This is a genomic window from Embleya sp. NPDC001921 (genome assembly GCF_053594475.1).
Genome location: NZ_JBSFEO010000004.1, coordinates 250,295 through 269,471, shown reverse-complemented (window position 1 = coordinate 269,471; position 19,177 = coordinate 250,295). Strand labels below are relative to the sequence as shown.

Here is a 19,177-nt window from a genome sequence, read left to right as displayed (position 1 = left end):
CGCGGCTTCGGGAAGGAGAGGGGTGGCGGAACGGGGCGCGGACGGCTGATCCGGTGAACGGTACCGGTCGCTCAGGCGCGCAGGTCCACGCCGACGTCCAGGATCGGGGCGGAGTGGGTGAGCGCGCCGACCGCGAGGTAGTCCACGCCGGTCTCGGCGACCACGCGGGCGGTCGCCAGGGTGAGGCCGCCGCTGGCTTCGAGTCGGGCCCGCCCCGCGACCAGGGCCACCGCCTCGCGCATGCGTTCCGGCGTCATGTTGTCCAGCAGGATCAGGTCGGCGCCCGCGTCCAACACCGGCGGGATCTGTTCGAGGTGGTCCACCTCGACCTCGACCGGCACGTTCGGGAAGGCCGCGCGCACCGCCTTGAAGGCCTCCGCGACGCCGCCCGCGGCGACCACGTGGTTGTCCTTGACCATGGCCGCGTCGGACAGCGACATCCGGTGGTTGACCCCACCGCCGCAGCGCACCGCGTACTTCTCCAGGGCGCGCAGGCCCGGGGTGGTCTTGCGGGTGTCGCGGACCGAGGCGCCGGTGCCCTCGATCGCGTCGACCCACGCGCGGGTGGCGGTGGCCACGCCGGACAGCCGGGACAGCAGGTTGAGCGCGACCCGCTCGGCGGTGAGCAGCGCGCGGGTGCTCGCCTCGGCGGTGAACAGCACCGTGCCGGGCGTCACCGCGTCGCCGTCCCGGACGTGCCGGGCGACCACCAGGTCGGCGCCGCAGACCAGTTCCAGGACCGCCTCGGCGACCGGGATGCCCGCGACCACGCCCGACCCGCGCGCGGCGAACTCGGCGTGGCCGCGCGCGTGCTCGGGCACGGTGGCCACCGAGGTGACGTCCACCCCGCCGTCGAGGTCCTCGGCCACGGCGGCGGTCACCAGCGCGGCGACGGCGAGCGGGTCGAGCCCGGCCTCGGCCAGGCGCGACGTGAGATCGGCGGACAACTCGGCGGTGGTCACGGGGTCGACTCCTCGGGTTCGTAGGCCTGGTAGGCGACGTGCAGGGCGCCCTCGCGCAACGACGTGACGAGATTTCCGCGCCACGCGGTGTCGTCGAGGTCGGGATGGTCCTCGCGCCAGTGGCAGCCGCGCGTCTCCTCGCGCAGCAGCGCGGCACGGGTGAGCGCGCTCGCGACCAGGTGCAGGTTGGTGGTCTCCCACGTCTGCGTGCACGGATCGGTGCTGGTACGACCGGCCAACGCGGTCAGTTCGGCCTCGGTGCCGACCAGCCCGGCCGCGTCCCGCAGCACCCCGGCACCGGCGGTCATCGCCCGCTGCAGGCGCAGCCGCACCGCCTCGCCGAGCAGCCCGGTCGGACCGCTCGGCGCGACCGGCTCGGCGAACGGCGGCATGTCCCGGGCCAGATCGGCCGCGATCCGCTCGGCGAAGACCAGGCCTTCCAGGAGCGAGTTGGACGCGAGCCGGTTGGCGCCGTGCACGCCGGTGCACGCCACCTCTCCGCACGCGTACAACCCCGGCACGCTGGTCCGTCCGTGCAGGTCGGTCCGCACGCCTCCACTCGCGTAGTGCGCGGCGGGCGCGACCGGGATCGGCTCGGTCACCGGGTCGATGCCGTGCGCGCGGCACGCGGCCAGGATGGTCGGGAAGCGGTGCTTCCACATGTCCGCGCCGAAGTGCCGACCGTCCAGGTACATGTGCTCGGCGCCGGTCTCGGCCATCCGGCGCATGATGCCCTTGGCCACGATGTCGCGCGGGGCCAGCTCGCCCAGCGGATGGCGATCCGTCATGAACCGGATGCCGGCCGCGTCCACGAGATGGGCGCCCTCGCCGCGCACGGCCTCGGAGACCAGCGGCTGCTGGCCCTCGGCGCCGGCCCCGAGCCACAGCACGGTCGGGTGGAACTGGACGAACTCCAGGTCGGTGACCTCGGCCCCGCCGCGCAGCGCGAGCGCGACCCCGTCGCCGGTGGACACCGAGGGGTTCGTGGTGGAGGAGAAGACCTGGCCCATGCCGCCGGTGGCGAGTACGACGGCCCGCCCCACGGCGGCACCGACCCCGTCCCGCGCGCCCTCGCCCATCACGTGCAGGGTGACCCCGCACGCGCGCCCGGAGGCGTCCTTGAGCAGGTCGAGCACGAGCGCGTTCTCGATCACCTCGATGTCCGGCGTGGCCCGCACCGCGGCGACCAGCGCGCGCGATATCTCCGCACCCGTCGCGTCGCCGCCCGCGTGCGCGATCCGGTTGCGCAGGTGACCACCCTCGCGGGTGAGCAGCACGTCCCCGTCCGGCCCGCGGTCGAACTCGGCGCCGGTGTCGATCAGGCGGCGCACCGCGTCCGGGCCCTCGGTGACCAGCACCCGGACCGCGTCCTCGGCGCACAGCCCGGCACCGGCCACGAGCGTGTCGCGCAGGTGCTGTTCGGGGGTGTCGCCCTCGCCGAGCGCGGCCGCTATCCCGCCCTGCGCCCAGCGGGTGGAGCCCTCGTCGAGCTGTGCCTTGGTCACCAGCAGGACCCGGCCGGCCCGGCGCGCGCGCAGCGCGACGGTGAGGCCGGCCACCCCGGAGCCGACCACGATCACGTCCGCGCGCACGGTCCACCCGGGATCGGGTGCGGCCAGGCGCGCGGGCAGTACGGGCGTGTTCATTGCGCGGCCCGCGCCGGGACCACGCGGTCGCCGCGCACCGTCTCGCCGCCGGGCAGGGCCTCGGCCGGGTCGTGACCGGTGCCGGTGATCGTGTTGGCCGCGTCGACGAACACCACGCGCGGCTTCATCGCCCGCGCCTCGGCGTCGGTGACCTGCGCGTAGGCGATGATGATCACCAGGTCGCCGGTGTGCACCAGGCGTGCCGCGGCGCCGTTGATGCCGATCACGCCGGTGCCGCGCGGGCCGGCGATCGTGTACGTCTCCAGGCGGGCGCCGTTGTCGATGTCGACCACGTGCACCAGTTCGCCGGGGAGGATGTCGGCGGCTTCGAGCAGATCCTCGTCGATGGTGATCGAGCCGACGTAGTGGAGGTCCGCCTGCGTGATCGTCGCGCGGTGGATCTTGGACTTGAACATCGTGCGCATCATGACCGGGGGACTCCCGTGATCGTCAGGCGGGCGTTGTCGATGAGCCGGGTGGCGCCCACGCGGGCCGCGATCGCCAGGATCGCCGGGCCGGCGTGGTCGGCGGCCACCGGGGTGAAGTCGTCGATGTCGACCAACTCCACATAGTCGGGTTCCAGCACGGCGCGCAGCACGTCCTCGGCGGCGGCGCGCACGGCGCCCGCACCCTCGCCGGCGCGCCGGGCGCCCGCGCCGAGCGCGCGGCTGAGCGCGAGCGCGTTCTCCCGCTCGGCCTCGGACAGGTAGCGGTTGCGGCTGGACCGGGCCAGCCCGTCGGGTTCGCGGACGGTGGGCACGCCCACGATCTCGACGGGGAAGTTCAGGTCGCGCACCATGCGCCGGATCAGCGCGAGTTGCTGGGCGTCCTTCTCGCCGAAGAAGGCGACCCTCGGCGCGGTCAGGTGCAGGAGCTTGGCGACGACGGTGAGCATGCCGTCGAAGTGGCCGGGACGGGAGGCGCCTTCCAGGACCGCGCCGGTGGGTCCGGCGGTGATCCGCACCCGCGGCTCGCCGCCCGGGTACACCTCCTCCACCGACGGCGCGAACACCACGTCGGCGCCCGCCTCCCCGCTCAGCTCCAGGTCGGCGTCCAGGGTGCGCGGATAGCGGTCCAGGTCCTCGCCCGCGCCGAACTGGAGCGGGTTGACGAACACGGTGACCACGACGTGGCCGCTCGGGCCGACGAACTCGCGCGCCGCGCGGATCAGCGCCGCGTGGCCCTGGTGCAGCGCGCCCATCGTCATCACCACCGCGCGGGTGCCGGCGAGGCGGTCCTCGCGGACCAGGTCGGCCGAGGTGCGGACGAGGCGGACGGCGCTCACGGTCGGCCTCCCTCGGCCAGCACGCCCAGCAGCGCCTCGGCCGCCTCGGCCTTGAGCAGGCCGGCGTTCAGCGCACGGTCCGCGGTCAGTCGGGCCATCGCCACATAGGCGGCGAGCGCCTCGGGCGAGACCCGGCGCAGTTCGGCCACGTGCGCGGCCACCGTGCCCGCGTCGCCGCGCGCGACCGGGCCGGTCAGCGCGTGATCGCCGGCTCGCAGCGCGTTGTCCAGGGCGGCGCCGAGCAGCGGTCCGAGCATCCGGCCCGGGGCCCGCACGCCGGCCGCGCCGAGCAGTTCGATCGACTGCGCGACCAGGGTGACCAGGTGGTTCGCGCCGTTGGCCAGCGCCACGTGGTAGAGCGCGCGGTCGCGCTCCTCGATCCACTCCGGCTCGCCGCCCATCTCCACCACGAGCGCCTCGGCGACCGGGCGCAGCGGCTCGGGCGAGGTGACCCCGAAGGAGCAGCCGGCCAGCCGTTCGAGGTCGATCGTGCTGCCGGTGAAGGTCATCACCGGGTGCAGCGCGAGCGGCAGCGCGCCGGCACGGGTGGCCGGCTCCAGGATGTCGACGCCGTAGCGTCCCGACGCGTGCACCAGGAGTTGGCCGGCCTTGATCGCGCCGGTCTCCGCCAGGCCGTGCACGAGCGCCTCCAGCGCGTCGTCGGGCACGGTCAGCAGGGTCAGGTCGGAGGCCGCGATCACCTCTTGCGGGGTGACCAGCGGGACGCCGGGGAGCAGGTCCTCGGCGCGGCGCCGAGAGGTCTCCGAGACGCCGGAAGCGGCCACCACCGAGTGCCCGGCGAGGGCGAGTGCGGCGGCGAGGGTCGGGCCGACGCGGCCGGTGCCGACGACTCCCACGCGCAGCCGCGCGGGGCGGTCGGCGGGGTCGGGCGAGCGGCCGTGCGGATTCGGACGTGCGTTGATGTCGTTGTTCACGCGAGCGAGCCTTCCGTTCCAGTCCGCGGCGGGTACCGGACGAGTACTGGCCCGATCAGGGTACTCACGCGCCGGGCGGGCCGGTCCCCGGGTTGGTCGGCAGGCCGGTCCGCGGCGCGCCGGGCGGCTGCCACCGATACCGGGAGGAGCCGGCCTGGTGAACGACCCGTCGCACGACCCGGTGGCGGATCAGCTCGGGGCCGCGCATGCCGATCGCACCGAGCGCGGTCAGCACGAGGCCGGTCAACAACATCGTGCCGGTGACCACCCGGGCCACCCGGACACTGCGTGGGCCGCCCTCGGTTTGCAGCGAGTAGGCGGAGGAGGACTGTCGAGCGTCGGGGGTGGTCGGTTCCGCCGACGTGGCGGCGCTACTGCGCTCGGGTGACGGCGAGGAGGTGGGGCCGACGTCCAGGGCCCCGGCCGCCGCGACGATTCCGATCGCGGCGACCGCGAGCGCACAGCGTCGACCCGCGCGTATGACCAGCTGACGGCTTCCCATGGGGAGCCTCCCGGAGACCGGTGACGATTGACCAGGTGCGAGGGTTCGGCCCTCTTCTTTCCCTGAGTCGGTCGCTTATGTGTCCCCTTTTGACCGCGATCGCATGCCTCGCGGCCGGCGAAGGGCGCGAGAGCGGCCCTGTCGGACCGCTCGCGAGCCAACGCCGGATTGGGCACTCCGGCCGTCGAATACCGTCGGTTACCGTTGGTCACCACCGGTGCCGCGGGTTCGCACCGCCCGGGCCGGACGGGTCGCGGGACCTGTCCGGGTCCGCACCCCCGAACCGGGACAGGTCCCGGGTCCGGTTCGAGTCCGCGCCGCCCGGACCGGACCCGGACCTGTCCGGAAATCGGCCCTAGCCGAGCCGGATCGGCAATCGGGTGAGCGCGTTGTTGAGGTTCGAGCGCAACCGCTCGGGCTCGCCGGTCGCCTCGATCGTGGGATAAGTCGCGAGCAGCTCCTCGAAGAACACCCGGCCCTCCAGGCGCGCGATGTGCACGCCCAGACAGAAGTGCTCGGCGAAGCCGAACGACAGGTGCGGGTTGGGCCTGCGGGTGATGTCGAAGCGCTGCGGGTCGGCGAAGACCTCCTCGTCGCGGTTCGCCGAGGTGTAGTACATGGCCACCTTGTCGCCCGCCTTGATCGACACGCCCCGCAGCTCGGTGTCCCGGGTGGCGGTCCGGCGGAAGTAGTGCAGCGGGTTGGCCCAGCGCAGGATCTCCTCGACCGCGCCCGGCACCAGGGCGCGATCCGAGCGCAGCGCGGCGAGCTGGTCGGGATGGCTCAGCAGCGCGTGCAGTCCGGCGGACAACATGGTCTTGGTGGTGTCGTTGCCGGCGGTGACCAGTTGCACGAAGAACTGGCCGAAGTCGAGGTCGGTCATCATCCGGCCACCGAACTCGGACTCCAGGATCAGCGAGGTGATGTCCTCGCGCGGCTCCTCGGCCCGGCGCCGCGCGGCGAAGCCGATCGCGTAGCGGGCCATCTCGATCGCCGCCCGGCCGCCCTCCCCCGCGGTGTTCCGCTCGGCCAGCTCGTGGATGTGGTCCCAGTCCGCCGCGGGCAGGCCCATCAGCTCGCCGATCACCTGGGTCGGCAGGCCGGAGGTGACGTCGTGCACGAACTCGACGTCACCGGTGCCCACGCGGGCGAAGATCTCCCGGCAGATGGTCCGGATCCGGTCCTCCATGCCGCCGACCACCTTCGCGGTGAAGGACTTCACCAGCGGCTTGCGGTACGCGCGGTGGCGCGGCGGATCCATCGACAACAACGTGCCGCGCAGGGCTTCGAGCCGCTCGGGTTCGAGGTCCTCCAGGATGATCCCGCCGGCCTCGGCGGAGAAGATCGCCGGATTCTGCGACACGTACTCGACGTCGGCGTGTTTGAGCACGGCCCAGTAGCCCGGCTGCCCCGGGATGTCCTGCCAGTACACGGGATCGGTCCGGCGCAGTTCGGCGAACAGCGCGTGCGGCGGCCCGTCGAGATACCCCTCCGGACTGTAGAGGTCGGGTCGGGTCGAATCGGGCGTGCTGGTCATGGCGTCTCCCTCGCAACCGCGGATCGCACGTCGTCAGCCCACGAGCACGTTCGGCCGACCGAAGCCCTGCGCCTCGCACAGGGCGTAGTAGGCGCGCAGCGTGCCGGCGCCGTCGGTGACCGAGGTGATGTTGCCCTCGGCGTCCAGGTTGAGGTTGGCGCCGTACATCTGGAACCACACCCGGGTGTCGGGCTCGACGCAGGTGAGCGTGTGCACCGAACCGGCGGGTTCGTACAGGAACGAGCCCGCCCGGTTGACGTAGTCGTACTCGGCGTACTTCCACGCGCCGGACGTGGTGTAGCCGTAGACCGGGCCGGTGTGGCGGTGCGTCTCGACGGCGAAGCCGGGCTGGAAGATGTTCTCCACGATCCAGAGGCCCTCGTCCTCCTTGACGCACAGCACCTTGAGCTTGTTGCCGTCGCCGATCTCGACGAACGGCAGGTCCTCGGCCCCGATGTGTACGGCGGGGCGGCCGGCTGCGGTGGTGGTCATGCGGGTTCCTCCCGGAGGCGATCAATGCTCCTGTAACGGTGTAACAGCATGCCTCAAGGATCGGGGAGTTTCGAGGGTCGCGTGGGATGGGCAACACCATCGATCGCACACGCGGGGGGATGGAGATGGGGAGCGGGAGATGGGACAGCTCGACGGGAAGGTCGCCGTGGTCACCGGCGGCGCCAACGGGATCGGTCGCGCGTGCTGCGAGCGGTTCGCCGAGGAGGGCGCCGACATCGTGGTCGCCGATCTTCTCGACGAAGCCGCGATGGACACCATCGAGGCGGTCGAGAAGCGGGGCCGGCGGGCCACCTACATGCACACCGACGCGAGCAGCCCGACGGACACCGGGACGGTGATGCAGCACGCGATCGACACGTTCGGCGCGATCGACGTCCTGGTCACCGCGGCGGGCATCAGTACGGCCGACTACGTCGGCGGGCGGCCGAGCAACCGGGCCGCGGTCGAGCGGGATCCGATCAAACGATTCGTGGACAGCCCGCTCGCCGAGTGGCAGCGCGTGCTCGACGTGAACCTGACCGGCACGCTGCTGGCGGTCCAGGCCGCCGCCCGCTGGATGGTGGCCGGCGGCCGGCGCGGCTCGATCATCACCATCGCGTCGATCGCCGCGAAGCACCCCGAGGCCGGCTCGGCGGCCTATTCGGTGTCCAAGGCCGGCGTGTGGATGCTGACCAAGCAGGCCGCGCTCGCACTCGGACCGGCCGGGATCCGGGTCAACGCGATCGGACCGGGCTTCATCGAGACCAACATGACGGCCGTCCTGCGCGGGATGCCCGAACTGGAGCAGCGCCTGCTCGGCAGCGTGCCGCTGGGCCGGATGGGCAGCGCCCGCGAGGTGGCCAACGCGGCGCTGTTCCTGGCGAGCGACCAGTCGTCCTACTTCACCGGCGAGATGTTGCACCCGGATGGCGGCTTCTACACCGACTGATCCGCCGACGGGCCCGGGCCGACGAGCCGACGGGCAGGGACGCGGACGCGGGTCGGGCGATCGCCCGACCCGCGTTCACCATCCCCGGACACAGGTCCTCGGGAGGGGCGCTACCGGCCCCGGGCCTTGACCAGGCCCGTCTCGTACGCGAGCACCACGACCTGGACCCGGTCGCGCAGCCCGAGCTTCATCAGGATCCGGCCGACGTGGGTCTTGATGGTGGCTTCGGACAGGAACAGCCGCTGGGCGATCTCCGCGTTGGACAGGCCCTGGGCGACCAGCATCATCACCTCCAGCTCGCGCTCGGTCAGCGCGTCCACCACGTCCGGCCGGGGTTCGTGGTCGCTGGGCAGGATCGGCGCGAACCGGTCGAGCAGGCGCTTGGTGGTGCTCGGCGCGACCACCGCGTCGCCGGAGGCCACCGCGCGGATCCCGGACAGCAGCTCCGGCGGCGGCACGTCCTTGAGCAGGAAGCCGCTGGCCCCGGCCTTGAGCGCGGCGAACGCGTACTCGTCCAGGTCGAAGGTGGTCAGCATGAGCACCTTGGGCCGGGCCCGGCCCTCCGGCAGCACCAGGGCGTTCTCGCCACCCTCCGCACAGATCCGCCGACACGCCTCGACCCCGTCCATCCGGGGCATCCGCACGTCCATCAGGACCACGTCGACGTCCACGTGCCGAAGCTTGTCGAGCGCCTCGACCCCGTCGCCGGCCTCGGCGACCACGCTCATGTCCGGCTGCGCCTGCAACACCATGGTGAAGCCGGTCCGCAGCAATTCCTGGTCGTCGACCAGCATCACCTTGATGCTCACTGAGCTCCTTGAAGAGTCGTCCTGTTGGGCGTGCCGGAGGAGACGGAGGAGGAGTCGGGGCTGCCCGCGTAGGGCAGCATCGCGGTGACCGACCACCCGCCGCCGACGCTGGGCCCGGTCCGCAACCGACCGCCCAGCATCGCGACCCGCTCGCGCATACCGACCAGGCCGTGGCCCATCCCGTCGCCGGGAGCCGCGGCGCCCCGCCCGTCGTCGCTGATCTCCATCTCCAGTCCATCTTCCCCGTAGCCCACACCGACCGTCGCGGTGGCATCGGGGCCGGCGTGTTTGCGGGTGTTCGTCAGCGCCTCCTGGACGATCCGGTACGCGGTCAGCGCGACGCTCTGCGGCAGTTCGACCGGCACCCCCTCGACCCGGAGCTCGACGTTGAGGCCGGTGGTGCGCACCTGCTCGACCAGTTCGCCGAGTTGGTCCACACCCGGCTGAGGTACGTACGCGTCGGTCTCGGTCTGCGAGCGCAGCACGCCCAGCAGCCGACGCATCTCGGCCAGCGCCTCGCGCCCGGTCGCCGCGATCGTGCCCAGCGCCTCCCGGGCCCGGTCCGGCGACGAGTCGATCGCGTACGCCGCGCCGTCGGCCTGCACCACCATCACCGACACGTTGTGCGCGACCACGTCGTGCAGTTCGCGCGCGATCCGGGCCCGCTCGGCCGCCGCGGCGATCTGCGCCTGCTGGTCGCGCTCGAACTCCAGCCGGGTGGCCCGCTCCTCCAACTCGGCGTAGAACGCCCGCCGGGTGCGCATCGAATCGCCCAGCACCCACGCGATCGCCAGCAGCACCACGATGAAGCCGAACCCGACGGCGTTGTCGCGGAACGAGGACCCGCCCGACTCCGGGAAGCGTCCGAGCAGGATCGCCGGCCCCAGCACGGTCATCGCGAGCCCCGCGCGGGAGAGCCATCGCGGGCCGGACTTGGCGGCCGTGTACAACGTGACGAGCATCGCGTAGTTGGCCGCGGTGAGCGTGTCGTCCCAGACGAGCTGCATCAGGCCGCCGAGCACGACGAGCGCGGTCGAGGTCATCGGGCGCACCCGGTGCAGCGCCATGCCCACGCTGAGCAGCGTCACGATCAGAATCCACCACCACCGGGGCGCGGAGACGAGGGTGTCCGAGAAGATCTGCAGGATCCCGAGACCGAAGACCGGCACCGTGCATACCGAGTCGACCCACAGGGGGTGCGCGCGCAGCCAGGCATAGATTCGTTGCACAGTTCAACGCTACGTGGCCGGCGGTCGCACGCGCGTCCCCCGACGTGCCGAATCGCCCCTCCGCCACAAGTCGCACCCGGGATCGCCGCGGGCACATCCCCGGTGTCGCGGGCGACGGCTCAGGGGTCCTCCCCCGGTCGTACCGGCAGTCGGGCCCGGACCTGCCAGCCGCCGCCCGGCCGGGGTCCGGTGTCCAGCCGACCGCCGAACAGCGCGACCCGCTCGCCCATGCCGACCAGACCGTGGCCCATCCCGTCGCCCGGGGCCGCCGCGCCGCGGCCGTCGTCGCCCACGTCCAGTTCGACGTCCTCGCCCAGATAGCGCAGCCGCACGACCGCCTCGGCGTTCGGCCCACCGTGCTTGCGGGTGTTGGTCAGCGCCTCCTGGACGATCCGGTACACGGTCAGCGCGACGCCCTGGGGCAGCTCGACCGGCACCCCCTCGACGGTCAGACCGACCGGCAGGCCCGCGCTGCGCACCCGCTCCAGCAGGTCCTCGAGTTGCTCGACGCCCGGTTGCGGGACGTACGCCTCGCCCTCGTTCTGCGAGCGCAGCACGCCCAGCAGTCGGCGCATCTCGGCGAGCGCCTCGCGCCCGGTGGCGGAGATCGTGCCGAGCGCCTCGCGGGTCAGCTCCGGCGCGCCGTCCAGCGCGTACGCCGCGCCGTCGGCCTGCACCACCATCACCGACACGTTGTGCGCGACCACGTCGTGCAGCTCGCGCGCGATCCGGGCCCGCTCGCTCGCCGCCGCGATCTGCGCCTGCTGGTCCCGCTCGCGCTCCAGCCGGTCGGCCCGGTCCTCCAGCTCGACGTAGTACGCCCGCCGGGTGCGCATCGAGTCGCCCAGCACCCACGCGATCACGAAGGGGCCCATCAGCAGCAGCGTGAAGAAGACGATGCCGGTGGTCGGTACATCCGGGTTGTCCCACCAGCGCAACATCGCCGCGATCGGCGCGAGCACCCCGCCCACGAGCGCCGTGCGCGAGGCCCAGCGCGGGCTGTACGCGGCGGCGCTGTAGGCGATCGCGGGCATCGCGAGCGCCTCCAGGCCCGGCGGTATGTCGTCGAAGAGCTGGAAGATCCCGATCACGACGGTGGCCACCAGCGCGAGGGTGGGATTGCGCCGGCGGATCAGCAGCACGATCGACATCGTGCCGAGCGCGATCAGATGCGGGACGTCGGGCGGCCCGGGCTGATCGATGATCACCTCGAACAGGCCGAACATGAGCAGCAGCAGCGCCCATGCTCCGTCCACGAGCAGGGGGCGTCCACGGAGCCAGGCGTACAGGTGATGCACACAGGCAGGGTAGACGGGCACATTCGTTCGCCCGCACTCCGGACGGACCGGTACAGAAGCGACCTCGGTCGCACGGGGGCGATCCGGGGCCGGTACCGTCGGGTGCGATGGAACGACGGCTGACCTGGAAGGAAGCCACCCGTCGGGCGTTGTACGGAGCCGAGGGCTTCTACCGCCGGGCCGAGGGCCCCGCCGGCCATTTCCGCACTTCGGTGCACGCCTCCCCGCTGTTCGCCCGCGCGCTGGCCGACCTCGCCCGGGCCGCGGGCCTGGACACCGTCGTGGACGTGGGCGCCGGGCGGGGCGAACTGCTGATCGCGCTGTGTCGGATCGCGCCGCACCTGGAGCTGATCGGCGTGGACGTCGCCGACCGGCCGGAGGCCCTGCCGCCGTCGATCGCCTGGGGGCCGGAGATCCCGCCGGGCCGGACCGCGCTGCTGATCGCCAACGAGTGGCTGGACAACGTGCCCGCCGACGTCGCGGAGGTGGACGGGCACGGCGTGCCCAGGCTGGTCGAGGTGGACGTGCGCTCCGGCCACGAGCGGCTCGGCGCGGCCACCGACGAGCGGGACGCGCGCTGGTTGGATCGCTGGTGGCCGCTGGTCGGGGCGGAACCGGGCACGCGCGCGGAGATCGGCGACCCCCGGGACGTCGCGTGGGCGGGCGCGATCGAGCGGCTGGAGCGGGGGGTCGCGGTGGCGATCGACTACGGGCACCTGGCCGACGGGCGCCCGCCGTACGGCACGCTCGCCGGGTATCGGCAGGGCCGGCAGGTGCCGCCGGTTCCGGACGGCACCTGCGATGTGACCTGCCATGTCGCGATGGACGCGGTGGCCGCGGCGGGCGAGGCCGCCGGGGCGTGCGACACGGTCCTGACCACGCAGCGACACGCGCTGCGCGCGCTGGGCGTGGTCGGCCACCGACCGCCGTACGAACTGGCCCGCACCGACCCGGCCGGCTACCTCGCCGGCCTGCGCGACGCGGGCGAGGCCGGCGAACTCACCGCGAAAGGCGGCCTCGGCGACTTCCATTGGCTGGCCCAGGGCGTGGGCATGAACATCCCCGCCCACCTCCACCCCTGACCGGCCCCGAGACCGCCCGCCTTCAACGCCGCCGGCCTCTGCGAACCCATCGAATCCAGCCTGCCCGGCGCTGGAAGCCGACCGCAGTCAGCCCGGCCGGCGTTCGAGGCCAACCTCCGCCCAACCTGCGCCGGAAGCCGACCAAATCCAGCCCCGGCCGGCGCTTGAGGCCGCCTTTCAGCCCGGCCGGCGCTTGAGGCCAACCCCTCCAGCCCGGCCGGCGCTTGAGGCAACCTCAGCTGTTACCGAGCGCACCCGCCGCCCGGAGTTCGGCGATCCTGGCCTCGTCGTACCCGAGCAGGTCCGCCAGTACGGCCGCGCTGTGCTGCCCGACCGTCGGCGCCCGCTCCGGCATCGGAAGCGTCTCGCCGACGAACTTGATCGGCGACGGAAGCTGCTCCGCGCCGAGCCGGTCCTGACCGAACCACGGGAACCGGTGCTGGAACTGCGGGTCCTCGGCGATCGTCTGCGGCGTGTTCACCGGCGCGATCGGCGTGTTCGCCTCGTTGCCGAACTCGATCCACTCCCGCGCGGTGCGAGTCGCGAAGATGTCCCGCAGGACGCCCCGCAGCTCGACGTTGCCGACCGCGTGGTCCGCGTACTTGGAGCCCGGCCAGCGCTCGAACAGGTCGGCCCGGTCCACCGCCTCGCAGAAGTTCTTCCACAACGACTGCTCGGACGCCATGAACAGCACGTGCCGGTCGTCCTTGGTCGCGTAGATCTGGTAGCGCACGCCCTTCTCCATGCCCCCGGTGCCGGGCGCACGGCGCTCGTAGTTGTCCGACTTGTTGCCGGTCACCTCGGACTCCGGGCGCTCGTACGCCTTCCAGGTCTCGCTGCGCAGCCAGTCCATCGACGCGGCGGCGTCGGACTGGGCGATGTCGATCACACTGCCCTCGCCGGTGGCCCGAGCCCGGATGATGCCCGCGAGCACACCGAGCGCGCCGAACATCGGTCCGGCGTGGATGCCGATCGAGGCGTGCTCGGGCAGGTAGGGGAAGCCGTCCTCGTCGATCGCGGGCTTCACCACACCGGCCCAGGTGTCGTAGGCGACGCCGTGGCTGGGCATGTCCCGGTAGGGACCGGTGGCCCCGTAGCCGGAGATCGTGCAGAACACGATCCTCGGGTTGATCTTCCTCAAGTCCTCGTAGCCGATCCCGCGCCGGGCCAGACCGCCCGGCCGCATCGCCTCGATCACCGCGTCGGCGTCCTTGACCAGGGCCTTGAACGTCTCGATCGCCTCGGGCTTGCGCAGATCCAGGACCAGGGACTTCTTGCCCCGGTTGACGTGGAGGTGCATCAGCGACGAGCCCTCCACGATCGGCCACGTCATGTCCCGGATGTAGTCGCCCTGCGGCGGCTCGATCTTGATCACCTCGGCGCCCAGATCCACCAGCGACGAGGTGATCGCGGCCGGTCCCAGCATCGAACACTCGATGATGCGGACCCCCGCGAGCGGGGCTCCACCCTTCGACTCGACCTGACTCATCGCTGCCTCCCTGCGAATATGACGATGCGTCAGATATTAACCGGCGCCCTCGCCGAGGGAAGAGGCGGAACCTGACGAACTGTCAGATGCGTTGTGGATCCAGCGTTCCGCGCCCGCCCCGCGGCGTCCGACGCGCGAGCGCTCGGCCTGTTCGGCGACCATCGTGTGCGCCTCGGCCGCGTCCCGTCGGGCCGCCTTGACGTGCACCGGACCGGGCGTGGAATCCAGGTGCACGCTGGCCAGGCCGAGCCGGCGCTCCCACGGCCCCTGGGTCCGCCGTACGCTCTGCACCTTCGCGTGCGGGATCACGTCCAGGATCCGGTGGAACCGGCCACTGCGGGCCACGAAGACCTCGGCGTCCGCGCCGTAGGCGTACGCCGACCAGCCGACCGGGTCGTGCCAGCGGGCCCGGCGCGGGGCCGGGATCAGCTCGATCGTGTCGACGCGCACACCCGGCAGGACCTGCCCGAGCAGGCCGTGCGCGACCGCGCGGGGCGCGACCGGCAGCAGGATCGTCTCCTTGGCGTCCGCGTCCTTGCCGCCGTAGCCGGCCACGTTGATCTCGACCCGCACCCACCCGCGCAGCCGCCACAACCACGGCTGCACGATCCGCACCGCCTGGACCCGGCCCGGAGGGACCGTCTGGTGCCGCTGTTCGAGCAGGCCGTGCCGCAGCCGCAGACCGTCCGGCGAACCGGCCACGGTGAAGTCGAAGTTCCGGATCACCCGTCCCGCGGTGAACTGCCACGCGGCCAGGAACAGCGGCACCGAGCCGAACACGAACGCGGGCGCGTGCAGCGCGAAGGCCAGCACCACCACCGCCACGCTGGGCGCGAGCGCGGCCCAGGTGCCCACCGACAGCAGCACCGAGCCGACCACCGCCGACAGCGGCACCGACACCAGCGTCTGTTCGGGCGCCTCCCCCACGTCCGGGCGCACCCCCGCGGCGCGCGCGAGCAGTTCGGCGCGCAGCCGCTGGGCGTCCGCCTCGCCCAGGTAGGACAGGCTCGCCTCGGCCCGGTCCCCGCCGGCCACCTGGAGTTGAAGCTCGGCGAGACCGAACAGCCGGGCGGCCAGCGGCCGGACGATGTCGACCGCCTGGAGCCGGGACAACCGCACGTGCCGGGTGCGCCGGAACAACACGCCGGAGTCCAACCGCAGGTCGTCGCCCTCGATCCGGAACGTGGTGAACCACCACGAGACGTATCCGTATCCGAACGCGAGCGGCACCACCACGCCCAGCCCGATCATCAGGCGGCCGGGAGTCGCCCACCCCGAGTTGATGTTGTGGACCACCACGCCCAGGCAGGCCGCGATCACCACCCAGCCGCGCGCGGGCGGGGTCAGCGGGTGCAGGCGGCGCGGTTCGCCGGGGCGCTCGACCGGCTGCTCGACCCCGGTACTCACAGCCCCGCCGATCGGGCCTCGCCGAGCGCCGCGAGCCGGTCGCGCAGCCGCGCGGCCTCGGCCGGCGGCAGGCCGCGCACGACCGCGTCCGAGGAGGCCGAGGCGGTGTGCAGGGTCACCGTGGCGATGCCGAACCGGCGCTCCAGCGGACCCGCCTCGACGTCCACGAACTGCATCCGCCCGTACGGCACCACGACCAGGCGGCGAAACTGCACGCCGTGCGCGATCAGCAGGTCGTCGGCCCGCTCCGCGTAGCGCCACGAGCGCTGGTTGCGCCGGATCGCCGGGAGACCCCAGGCGGCGACCCCGACCCAGGCGAGCGCGAGCACCGCGCCGGCCCACCACACGACGAGCCACGCCAGCAGGCCCCCACCGACGAGGGCGAGCAGCGCGCAGGCGCCGATCAGCAGGGCACGGCGCATGCGGTAGAGCTGTTCCGAGACGGCGCGCCAGTCGAGATCGGGCGGAGCCAGGGCGTCATCGGCCGGTTTCATACGGGCAACCTTCCCAGGTGGGCATACAAGGGTGCGAAGGAGCACACCACTACTGGCAGACTCAGGGTCCATGACCGCCAGGACCGTGGGCGTGGGTATCGGCGCCGACCAGCTCGACACGACCGACATGGTGCTCAACATCGGGCCCCAACACCCCTCCACGCACGGCGTGCTGAGGCTGCGACTCGTACTCGACGGCGAGCGGATCGTCTCCGCCGAGCCGATCGTGGGCTACATGCATCGCGGCGCGGAGAAGCTCTTCGAGGTACGCGACTACCGGCAGATCGTGATGCTGGCCAACCGGCACGACTGGTTGAGCGCGTTCGCGAACGAGCTGGGCGTGGTGCTCGCCGTGGAGCGCATGCTGGGCATGGAGGTGCCGCAGCGCGCGGTATGGGCGCGGACCCTGCTCGCCGAGCTGAACCGGGTGCTCAACCATCTGATGTTCCTCGGCTCGTATCCGCTGGAGCTGGGCGCGATCACCCCGATCTTCCACGCGTTCCGCGAGCGTGAGGAGATCCAGGCGGTGATGGAGGAGATCTCCGGCGGCCGGATGCACTTCATGTTCAACCGGGTCGGCGGGCTCAAGGAGGATCTGCCGGCGGGCTGGACGGGGCGGGTACGGCATGCCGTGGCGACCGTGCGCACCCGGTTGGCGGGTCTGGACGCCCTGGTCTCCGGCAACGAGATCTTCCGCGCCCGCACCCGGGGCGTGGGCGTGTTGTCGCCGGCCCTGGTGGCGGCGTACGGGGTCAGCGGGCCGATCGCGCGGGCCTCCGGGGTCGACTTCGACCTGCGCCGGGACGAGCCGTACCTGGCCTACGGCGAGCTGGCCGACGTGCTGCGCGTGGTCACCCGCGAGGAGGGCGACTGCCTGGCCCGGTTCGAGTGCCTGCTGGAGCAGGTACACGTGAGCCTGGACCTGGCCGACGCGTGCTGCGACCGGCTCGACCGGCTCCCGCAGGGTCCGGTGAACCTGCGGCTGCCCAAGGTGCTCAAGGCGCCCGAGGGCCACACCTACGCGTGGACCGAGAACCCGCTCGGCCTCAACGGCTACTACCTGGTCTCGCGCGGCGAGAAGACCCCGTGGCGGCTCAAGCTGCGCTCGGCGTCCTACAACAACGTGCAGGTGCTGACCGAGCTGCTGCCGGGCTGCCTGATCGCGGACATGGTGGCGATCCTGGGGTCGCTCTTCTTCGTCGTGGGCGACGTCGACAAGTGACCCCCCGGGGCACCGGCCGGCGCTCCCGGGGCAAGCCCCGCGGGCGCCGGCCGGGTCAGGCGTGCTTGCGGACGTCGATCCGGGGGATCTCCTCGGTGTCGTCGTGCGCGGTGAGGTCCACCGGCAGCGGCTTGGGCCGCGGCACGTCCGGACGGCTCGGGTCGGACTCGTCGGGCGCGAACCGTACGCCGTGACCGCGGTGCACCGGAGCCGGCTGTGCGGCGGGAGCCTCCTCGGCGCGCACCGGGTCGGCGAGCCGATCCGCCTCGATGTCGTCCTCGACCGGGTCCGGGGCCGAGGTCGCCTCGGCCGGCTCGATCCCGTCCTCGTGCGGGCGGCCGGCGACGAGCGCGTCGTAGCGCGCGTCGGAGCCGAACAGTTCGTCGGTCAGGAAGCCGGTCGCCTCGGGCTCGGCCAGGGCGGCACGCGGCGCGAAGAAGTCGAACCGGCCGGACGCGCCGGAGTCGGCCACGCGGCGGGTCACCTCCAGCACCTTGTCCCGCACCATCCGGGTGACCTCGGCGGTCTCGGAGTCGGCCGACTCCGCCGCCTCGGCCGGCGCGGGCGAAGCGGCGACGGGTGCGGCCTCGGTCGCCTCGACGGTCGCCGCGCCGGCGGGGCCACTCGCCTCGGCGGGCGCGGGCGCCTCGGTCGGCGCGGGCGCGGCGGCGACGGGTGCGCTCGCGGAGCGGGTGGGGGCGCCCTCCGTCGCGGGCGCCTCGGCGGCGACCTCGGATTCGGCCGGCGCCTCGAGCGCGCGCTCGGCGGTCCGGGTGAGCTCGGTGGGCGGCGCGATCGGCGCGGCGGGCCGCGTGACGGCGGCCGGCGCGGTCTCCGGCGCGAGCGGAGCGGAGGGGCGTACCGGGATGGGCTCGGGGGCCGCGGCGCCCGGGGCCGTTTCGATCGGCGCGACGGGGCGCACGGTCGGCACCGGCTCGCGCACCGTCGGCGCGGCGTCGCGCGGCTTCTCGGCGGCGCGCGTCGGGCTCGGCCGCACCTCGGGCGTGCGGCGCTCCTCGGCGCGTACCGGCTCGCGTACCGGCGCCTGCGGTGCGTGCGGTGCCCGCGGCGCGTGCGTCGGCTCGGCGGGCCGCGGTCGCGCGGAAGGGCCGAACACCGAGGCCGCGTAGGCCGGAACCAGGTCCGGCGAGGACACGGGTGGGCGGCGTACCGCCGGAACGATGGACGGAGCCGTCGGACGCGCCTCGCCCGCTCGGCGGTCCAGCAGGTCCAGGACCGCCGCGCCGCGCGCGAACAGATCCGGGGTCAACGGCAGCGGACGCGACACCAGGTGGGCGGCGGCCGATGCGCCGGCCCGTGCCAGGGCGAGCTCGTGCTCGCCGGCCCGCTCGATCGCCGCGCGTAGCTCGTCGGCCATGCGTTCCCGCTCCCGACGCCGCGCGATGGCCTCCTCGGCCGACCGCCGGTGGTGTGCGGTGCTTCCGCGAACCACCCACGCGAGGGCGCCGGCGGCGGAGGACACACCGAGCAGCACGGCGATTCGAAGTGTGGTCGCACCTCCCGCGACGACCGCCAGGACGACGGCGACGAGCGCCGGCGCGCATATGGCGGCAAGCAGGGATATGCGTGTGGCGGTCGAGACCGAGCGATGGCGTCCACGTGGCATGCAGCAGACGTTAGCGCGCATACGGCGTTCATCTTGGTGCGGGGGTTGCCGTTGGTGCGGGTTTTTTGCTTTCCGTGGGAGGAACTTGGCCGGGTCGGCCTCGAACGCCCGCCGGGCGGAATGGGCCCCGGCCTTCGGTCGAATCGGCCTCGAACGCCGGCCGGACAATTGAACTGCCCGGCCGGCGTCGAGCGTTGCCCCGATATCGCGGA

Annotated in this window: 18 protein-coding genes; 3 read left to right on the top strand and 15 right to left on the bottom strand. The window is 73.1% G+C overall.

Annotated elements, in window-relative coordinates; all coding sequences use genetic code 11:
• Positions 1-71: 71 nt before the first annotated feature.
• The 8 genes from nadC to ACWCPW_RS06520 form a co-directional block, all read right to left on the bottom strand.
• Complete coding sequence (nadC, locus tag ACWCPW_RS06555) at positions 72-962, bottom strand: carboxylating nicotinate-nucleotide diphosphorylase (RefSeq protein ID WP_449760466.1); 891 nt, start codon at positions 960-962, stop codon at positions 72-74.
• A complete protein-coding gene (locus ACWCPW_RS06550) occupies positions 959-2,608 on the bottom strand; it encodes an L-aspartate oxidase (RefSeq protein ID WP_449760465.1) in 1,650 nt (549 codons plus the stop codon). The genes nadC and ACWCPW_RS06550 overlap by 4 nt, the downstream gene beginning before the upstream one ends.
• A complete protein-coding gene (gene panD, locus ACWCPW_RS06545) occupies positions 2,605-3,036 on the bottom strand; it encodes an aspartate 1-decarboxylase (protein ID WP_395866820.1) in 432 nt (143 codons plus the stop codon). The genes ACWCPW_RS06550 and panD overlap by 4 nt, the downstream gene beginning before the upstream one ends.
• Positions 3,033-3,893: a pantoate--beta-alanine ligase gene (gene panC / locus ACWCPW_RS06540; protein ID WP_449760464.1), complete on the bottom strand. Its 861-nt coding sequence runs from the start codon at positions 3,891-3,893 to the stop codon at positions 3,033-3,035. Before panC ends, panD begins: the two co-directional genes overlap by 4 nt.
• On the bottom strand, positions 3,890-4,828 hold the full coding sequence (locus ACWCPW_RS06535; RefSeq protein WP_449760463.1) for a Rossmann-like and DUF2520 domain-containing protein: 939 nt from the start codon (positions 4,826-4,828) through the stop codon (positions 3,890-3,892). The genes panC and ACWCPW_RS06535 overlap by 4 nt, the downstream gene beginning before the upstream one ends.
• A gap of 64 nt (positions 4,829-4,892) precedes the next feature.
• Positions 4,893-5,330, bottom strand: coding sequence for a hypothetical protein (locus ACWCPW_RS06530; RefSeq protein ID WP_449760462.1), 438 nt, complete (start codon positions 5,328-5,330; stop codon positions 4,893-4,895).
• Positions 5,331-5,685: 355 nt separating this feature from the next.
• The gene (locus tag ACWCPW_RS06525; RefSeq protein WP_449760461.1) at positions 5,686-6,867 is read right to left on the bottom strand and encodes a cytochrome P450; all 1,182 of its coding nucleotides are present in this window, start codon (positions 6,865-6,867) and stop codon (positions 5,686-5,688) included.
• A 33-nt stretch (positions 6,868-6,900) separates the two neighbouring features.
• Positions 6,901-7,359, bottom strand: coding sequence for a 2,4'-dihydroxyacetophenone dioxygenase family protein (locus tag ACWCPW_RS06520; protein WP_406297336.1), 459 nt, complete (start codon positions 7,357-7,359; stop codon positions 6,901-6,903).
• 139 nt (positions 7,360-7,498) lie between these two features.
• Here ACWCPW_RS06520 and ACWCPW_RS06515 point away from each other — a divergent pair, with 139 nt between their 5' ends.
• A complete protein-coding gene (locus ACWCPW_RS06515) occupies positions 7,499-8,308 on the top strand; it encodes an SDR family NAD(P)-dependent oxidoreductase (protein ID WP_449760460.1) in 810 nt (269 codons plus the stop codon).
• 110 nt (positions 8,309-8,418) lie between these two features.
• On the opposite strand, the gene ACWCPW_RS06510 is transcribed toward ACWCPW_RS06515, so the two are convergent.
• From ACWCPW_RS06510 to ACWCPW_RS06500, 3 genes are all read right to left on the bottom strand, one after another.
• On the bottom strand, positions 8,419-9,117 hold the full coding sequence (locus ACWCPW_RS06510) for a response regulator (protein WP_402234511.1): 699 nt from the start codon (positions 9,115-9,117) through the stop codon (positions 8,419-8,421).
• Positions 9,114-10,346, bottom strand: coding sequence for a sensor histidine kinase (locus ACWCPW_RS06505; RefSeq protein ID WP_449760459.1), 1,233 nt, complete (start codon positions 10,344-10,346; stop codon positions 9,114-9,116). The genes ACWCPW_RS06510 and ACWCPW_RS06505 overlap by 4 nt, the downstream gene beginning before the upstream one ends.
• A gap of 119 nt (positions 10,347-10,465) precedes the next feature.
• On the bottom strand, positions 10,466-11,644 hold the full coding sequence (locus ACWCPW_RS06500; RefSeq protein WP_449760458.1) for a sensor histidine kinase: 1,179 nt from the start codon (positions 11,642-11,644) through the stop codon (positions 10,466-10,468).
• Between the two features lie 107 nt (positions 11,645-11,751).
• Here ACWCPW_RS06500 and ACWCPW_RS06495 point away from each other — a divergent pair, with 107 nt between their 5' ends.
• The gene (locus ACWCPW_RS06495) at positions 11,752-12,726 is read left to right on the top strand and encodes an SAM-dependent methyltransferase (RefSeq protein WP_449760457.1); all 975 of its coding nucleotides are present in this window, start codon (positions 11,752-11,754) and stop codon (positions 12,724-12,726) included.
• Between the two features lie 235 nt (positions 12,727-12,961).
• Here the strand turns inward: ACWCPW_RS06495 and ACWCPW_RS06490 are convergent, their stop codons facing one another.
• The 3 genes from ACWCPW_RS06490 to ACWCPW_RS06480 are packed head-to-tail and all read right to left on the bottom strand — an operon-like array spanning position 12,962 to position 16,116.
• Positions 12,962-14,215 carry a CaiB/BaiF CoA transferase family protein gene (locus ACWCPW_RS06490; protein ID WP_449760456.1) on the bottom strand — a complete coding sequence of 418 codons (1,254 nt, stop codon included), beginning with the start codon at positions 14,213-14,215 and terminating at the stop codon, positions 12,962-12,964.
• A gap of 36 nt (positions 14,216-14,251) precedes the next feature.
• Entirely contained in the window at positions 14,252-15,622 is a 1,371-nt protein-coding gene (locus ACWCPW_RS06485) for a PH domain-containing protein (RefSeq protein WP_449760455.1), read from the bottom strand.
• Complete coding sequence (locus ACWCPW_RS06480) at positions 15,619-16,116, bottom strand: PH domain-containing protein (RefSeq protein ID WP_449760454.1); 498 nt, start codon at positions 16,114-16,116, stop codon at positions 15,619-15,621. The genes ACWCPW_RS06485 and ACWCPW_RS06480 overlap by 4 nt, the downstream gene beginning before the upstream one ends.
• 70 nt (positions 16,117-16,186) lie before the next feature.
• Here ACWCPW_RS06480 and ACWCPW_RS06475 point away from each other — a divergent pair, with 70 nt between their 5' ends.
• Positions 16,187-17,338 carry an NADH-quinone oxidoreductase subunit D gene (locus ACWCPW_RS06475; RefSeq protein ID WP_449760453.1) on the top strand — a complete coding sequence of 384 codons (1,152 nt, stop codon included), beginning with the start codon at positions 16,187-16,189 and terminating at the stop codon, positions 17,336-17,338.
• Between the two features lie 55 nt (positions 17,339-17,393).
• Here the strand turns inward: ACWCPW_RS06475 and ACWCPW_RS06470 are convergent, their stop codons facing one another.
• The gene (locus ACWCPW_RS06470; protein WP_449760452.1) at positions 17,394-18,965 is read right to left on the bottom strand and encodes a hypothetical protein; all 1,572 of its coding nucleotides are present in this window, start codon (positions 18,963-18,965) and stop codon (positions 17,394-17,396) included.
• Positions 18,966-19,177 lie beyond the last annotated feature (212 nt).

Excerpts from the sequence above, each read along its gene's own strand:
- ACWCPW_RS06550 (WP_449760465.1), bottom strand. The coding sequence starts at position 2,608 with ATGAACACGCCCGTACTGCCCGCGCGCCTGGCCGCACCCGATCCCGGG.
- panD (WP_395866820.1), bottom strand. The coding sequence starts at position 3,036 with ATGATGCGCACGATGTTCAAGTCCAAGATCCACCGCGCGACGATCACG.
- ACWCPW_RS06530 (WP_449760462.1), bottom strand. The coding sequence starts at position 5,330 with ATGGGAAGCCGTCAGCTGGTCATACGCGCGGGTCGACGCTGTGCGCTC.
- ACWCPW_RS06525 (WP_449760461.1), bottom strand. The coding sequence starts at position 6,867 with ATGACCAGCACGCCCGATTCGACCCGACCCGACCTCTACAGTCCGGAG.
- ACWCPW_RS06520 (WP_406297336.1), bottom strand. The coding sequence starts at position 7,359 with ATGACCACCACCGCAGCCGGCCGCCCCGCCGTACACATCGGGGCCGAG.
- ACWCPW_RS06515 (WP_449760460.1), top strand. The coding sequence starts at position 7,499 with ATGGGACAGCTCGACGGGAAGGTCGCCGTGGTCACCGGCGGCGCCAAC.
- ACWCPW_RS06495 (WP_449760457.1), top strand. The coding sequence starts at position 11,752 with ATGGAACGACGGCTGACCTGGAAGGAAGCCACCCGTCGGGCGTTGTAC.
- ACWCPW_RS06490 (WP_449760456.1), bottom strand. The coding sequence starts at position 14,215 with ATGAGTCAGGTCGAGTCGAAGGGTGGAGCCCCGCTCGCGGGGGTCCGC.
- ACWCPW_RS06480 (WP_449760454.1), bottom strand. The coding sequence starts at position 16,116 with ATGAAACCGGCCGATGACGCCCTGGCTCCGCCCGATCTCGACTGGCGC.
- ACWCPW_RS06475 (WP_449760453.1), top strand. The coding sequence starts at position 16,187 with ATGACCGCCAGGACCGTGGGCGTGGGTATCGGCGCCGACCAGCTCGAC.
- ACWCPW_RS06470 (WP_449760452.1), bottom strand. The coding sequence starts at position 18,965 with ATGCCACGTGGACGCCATCGCTCGGTCTCGACCGCCACACGCATATCC.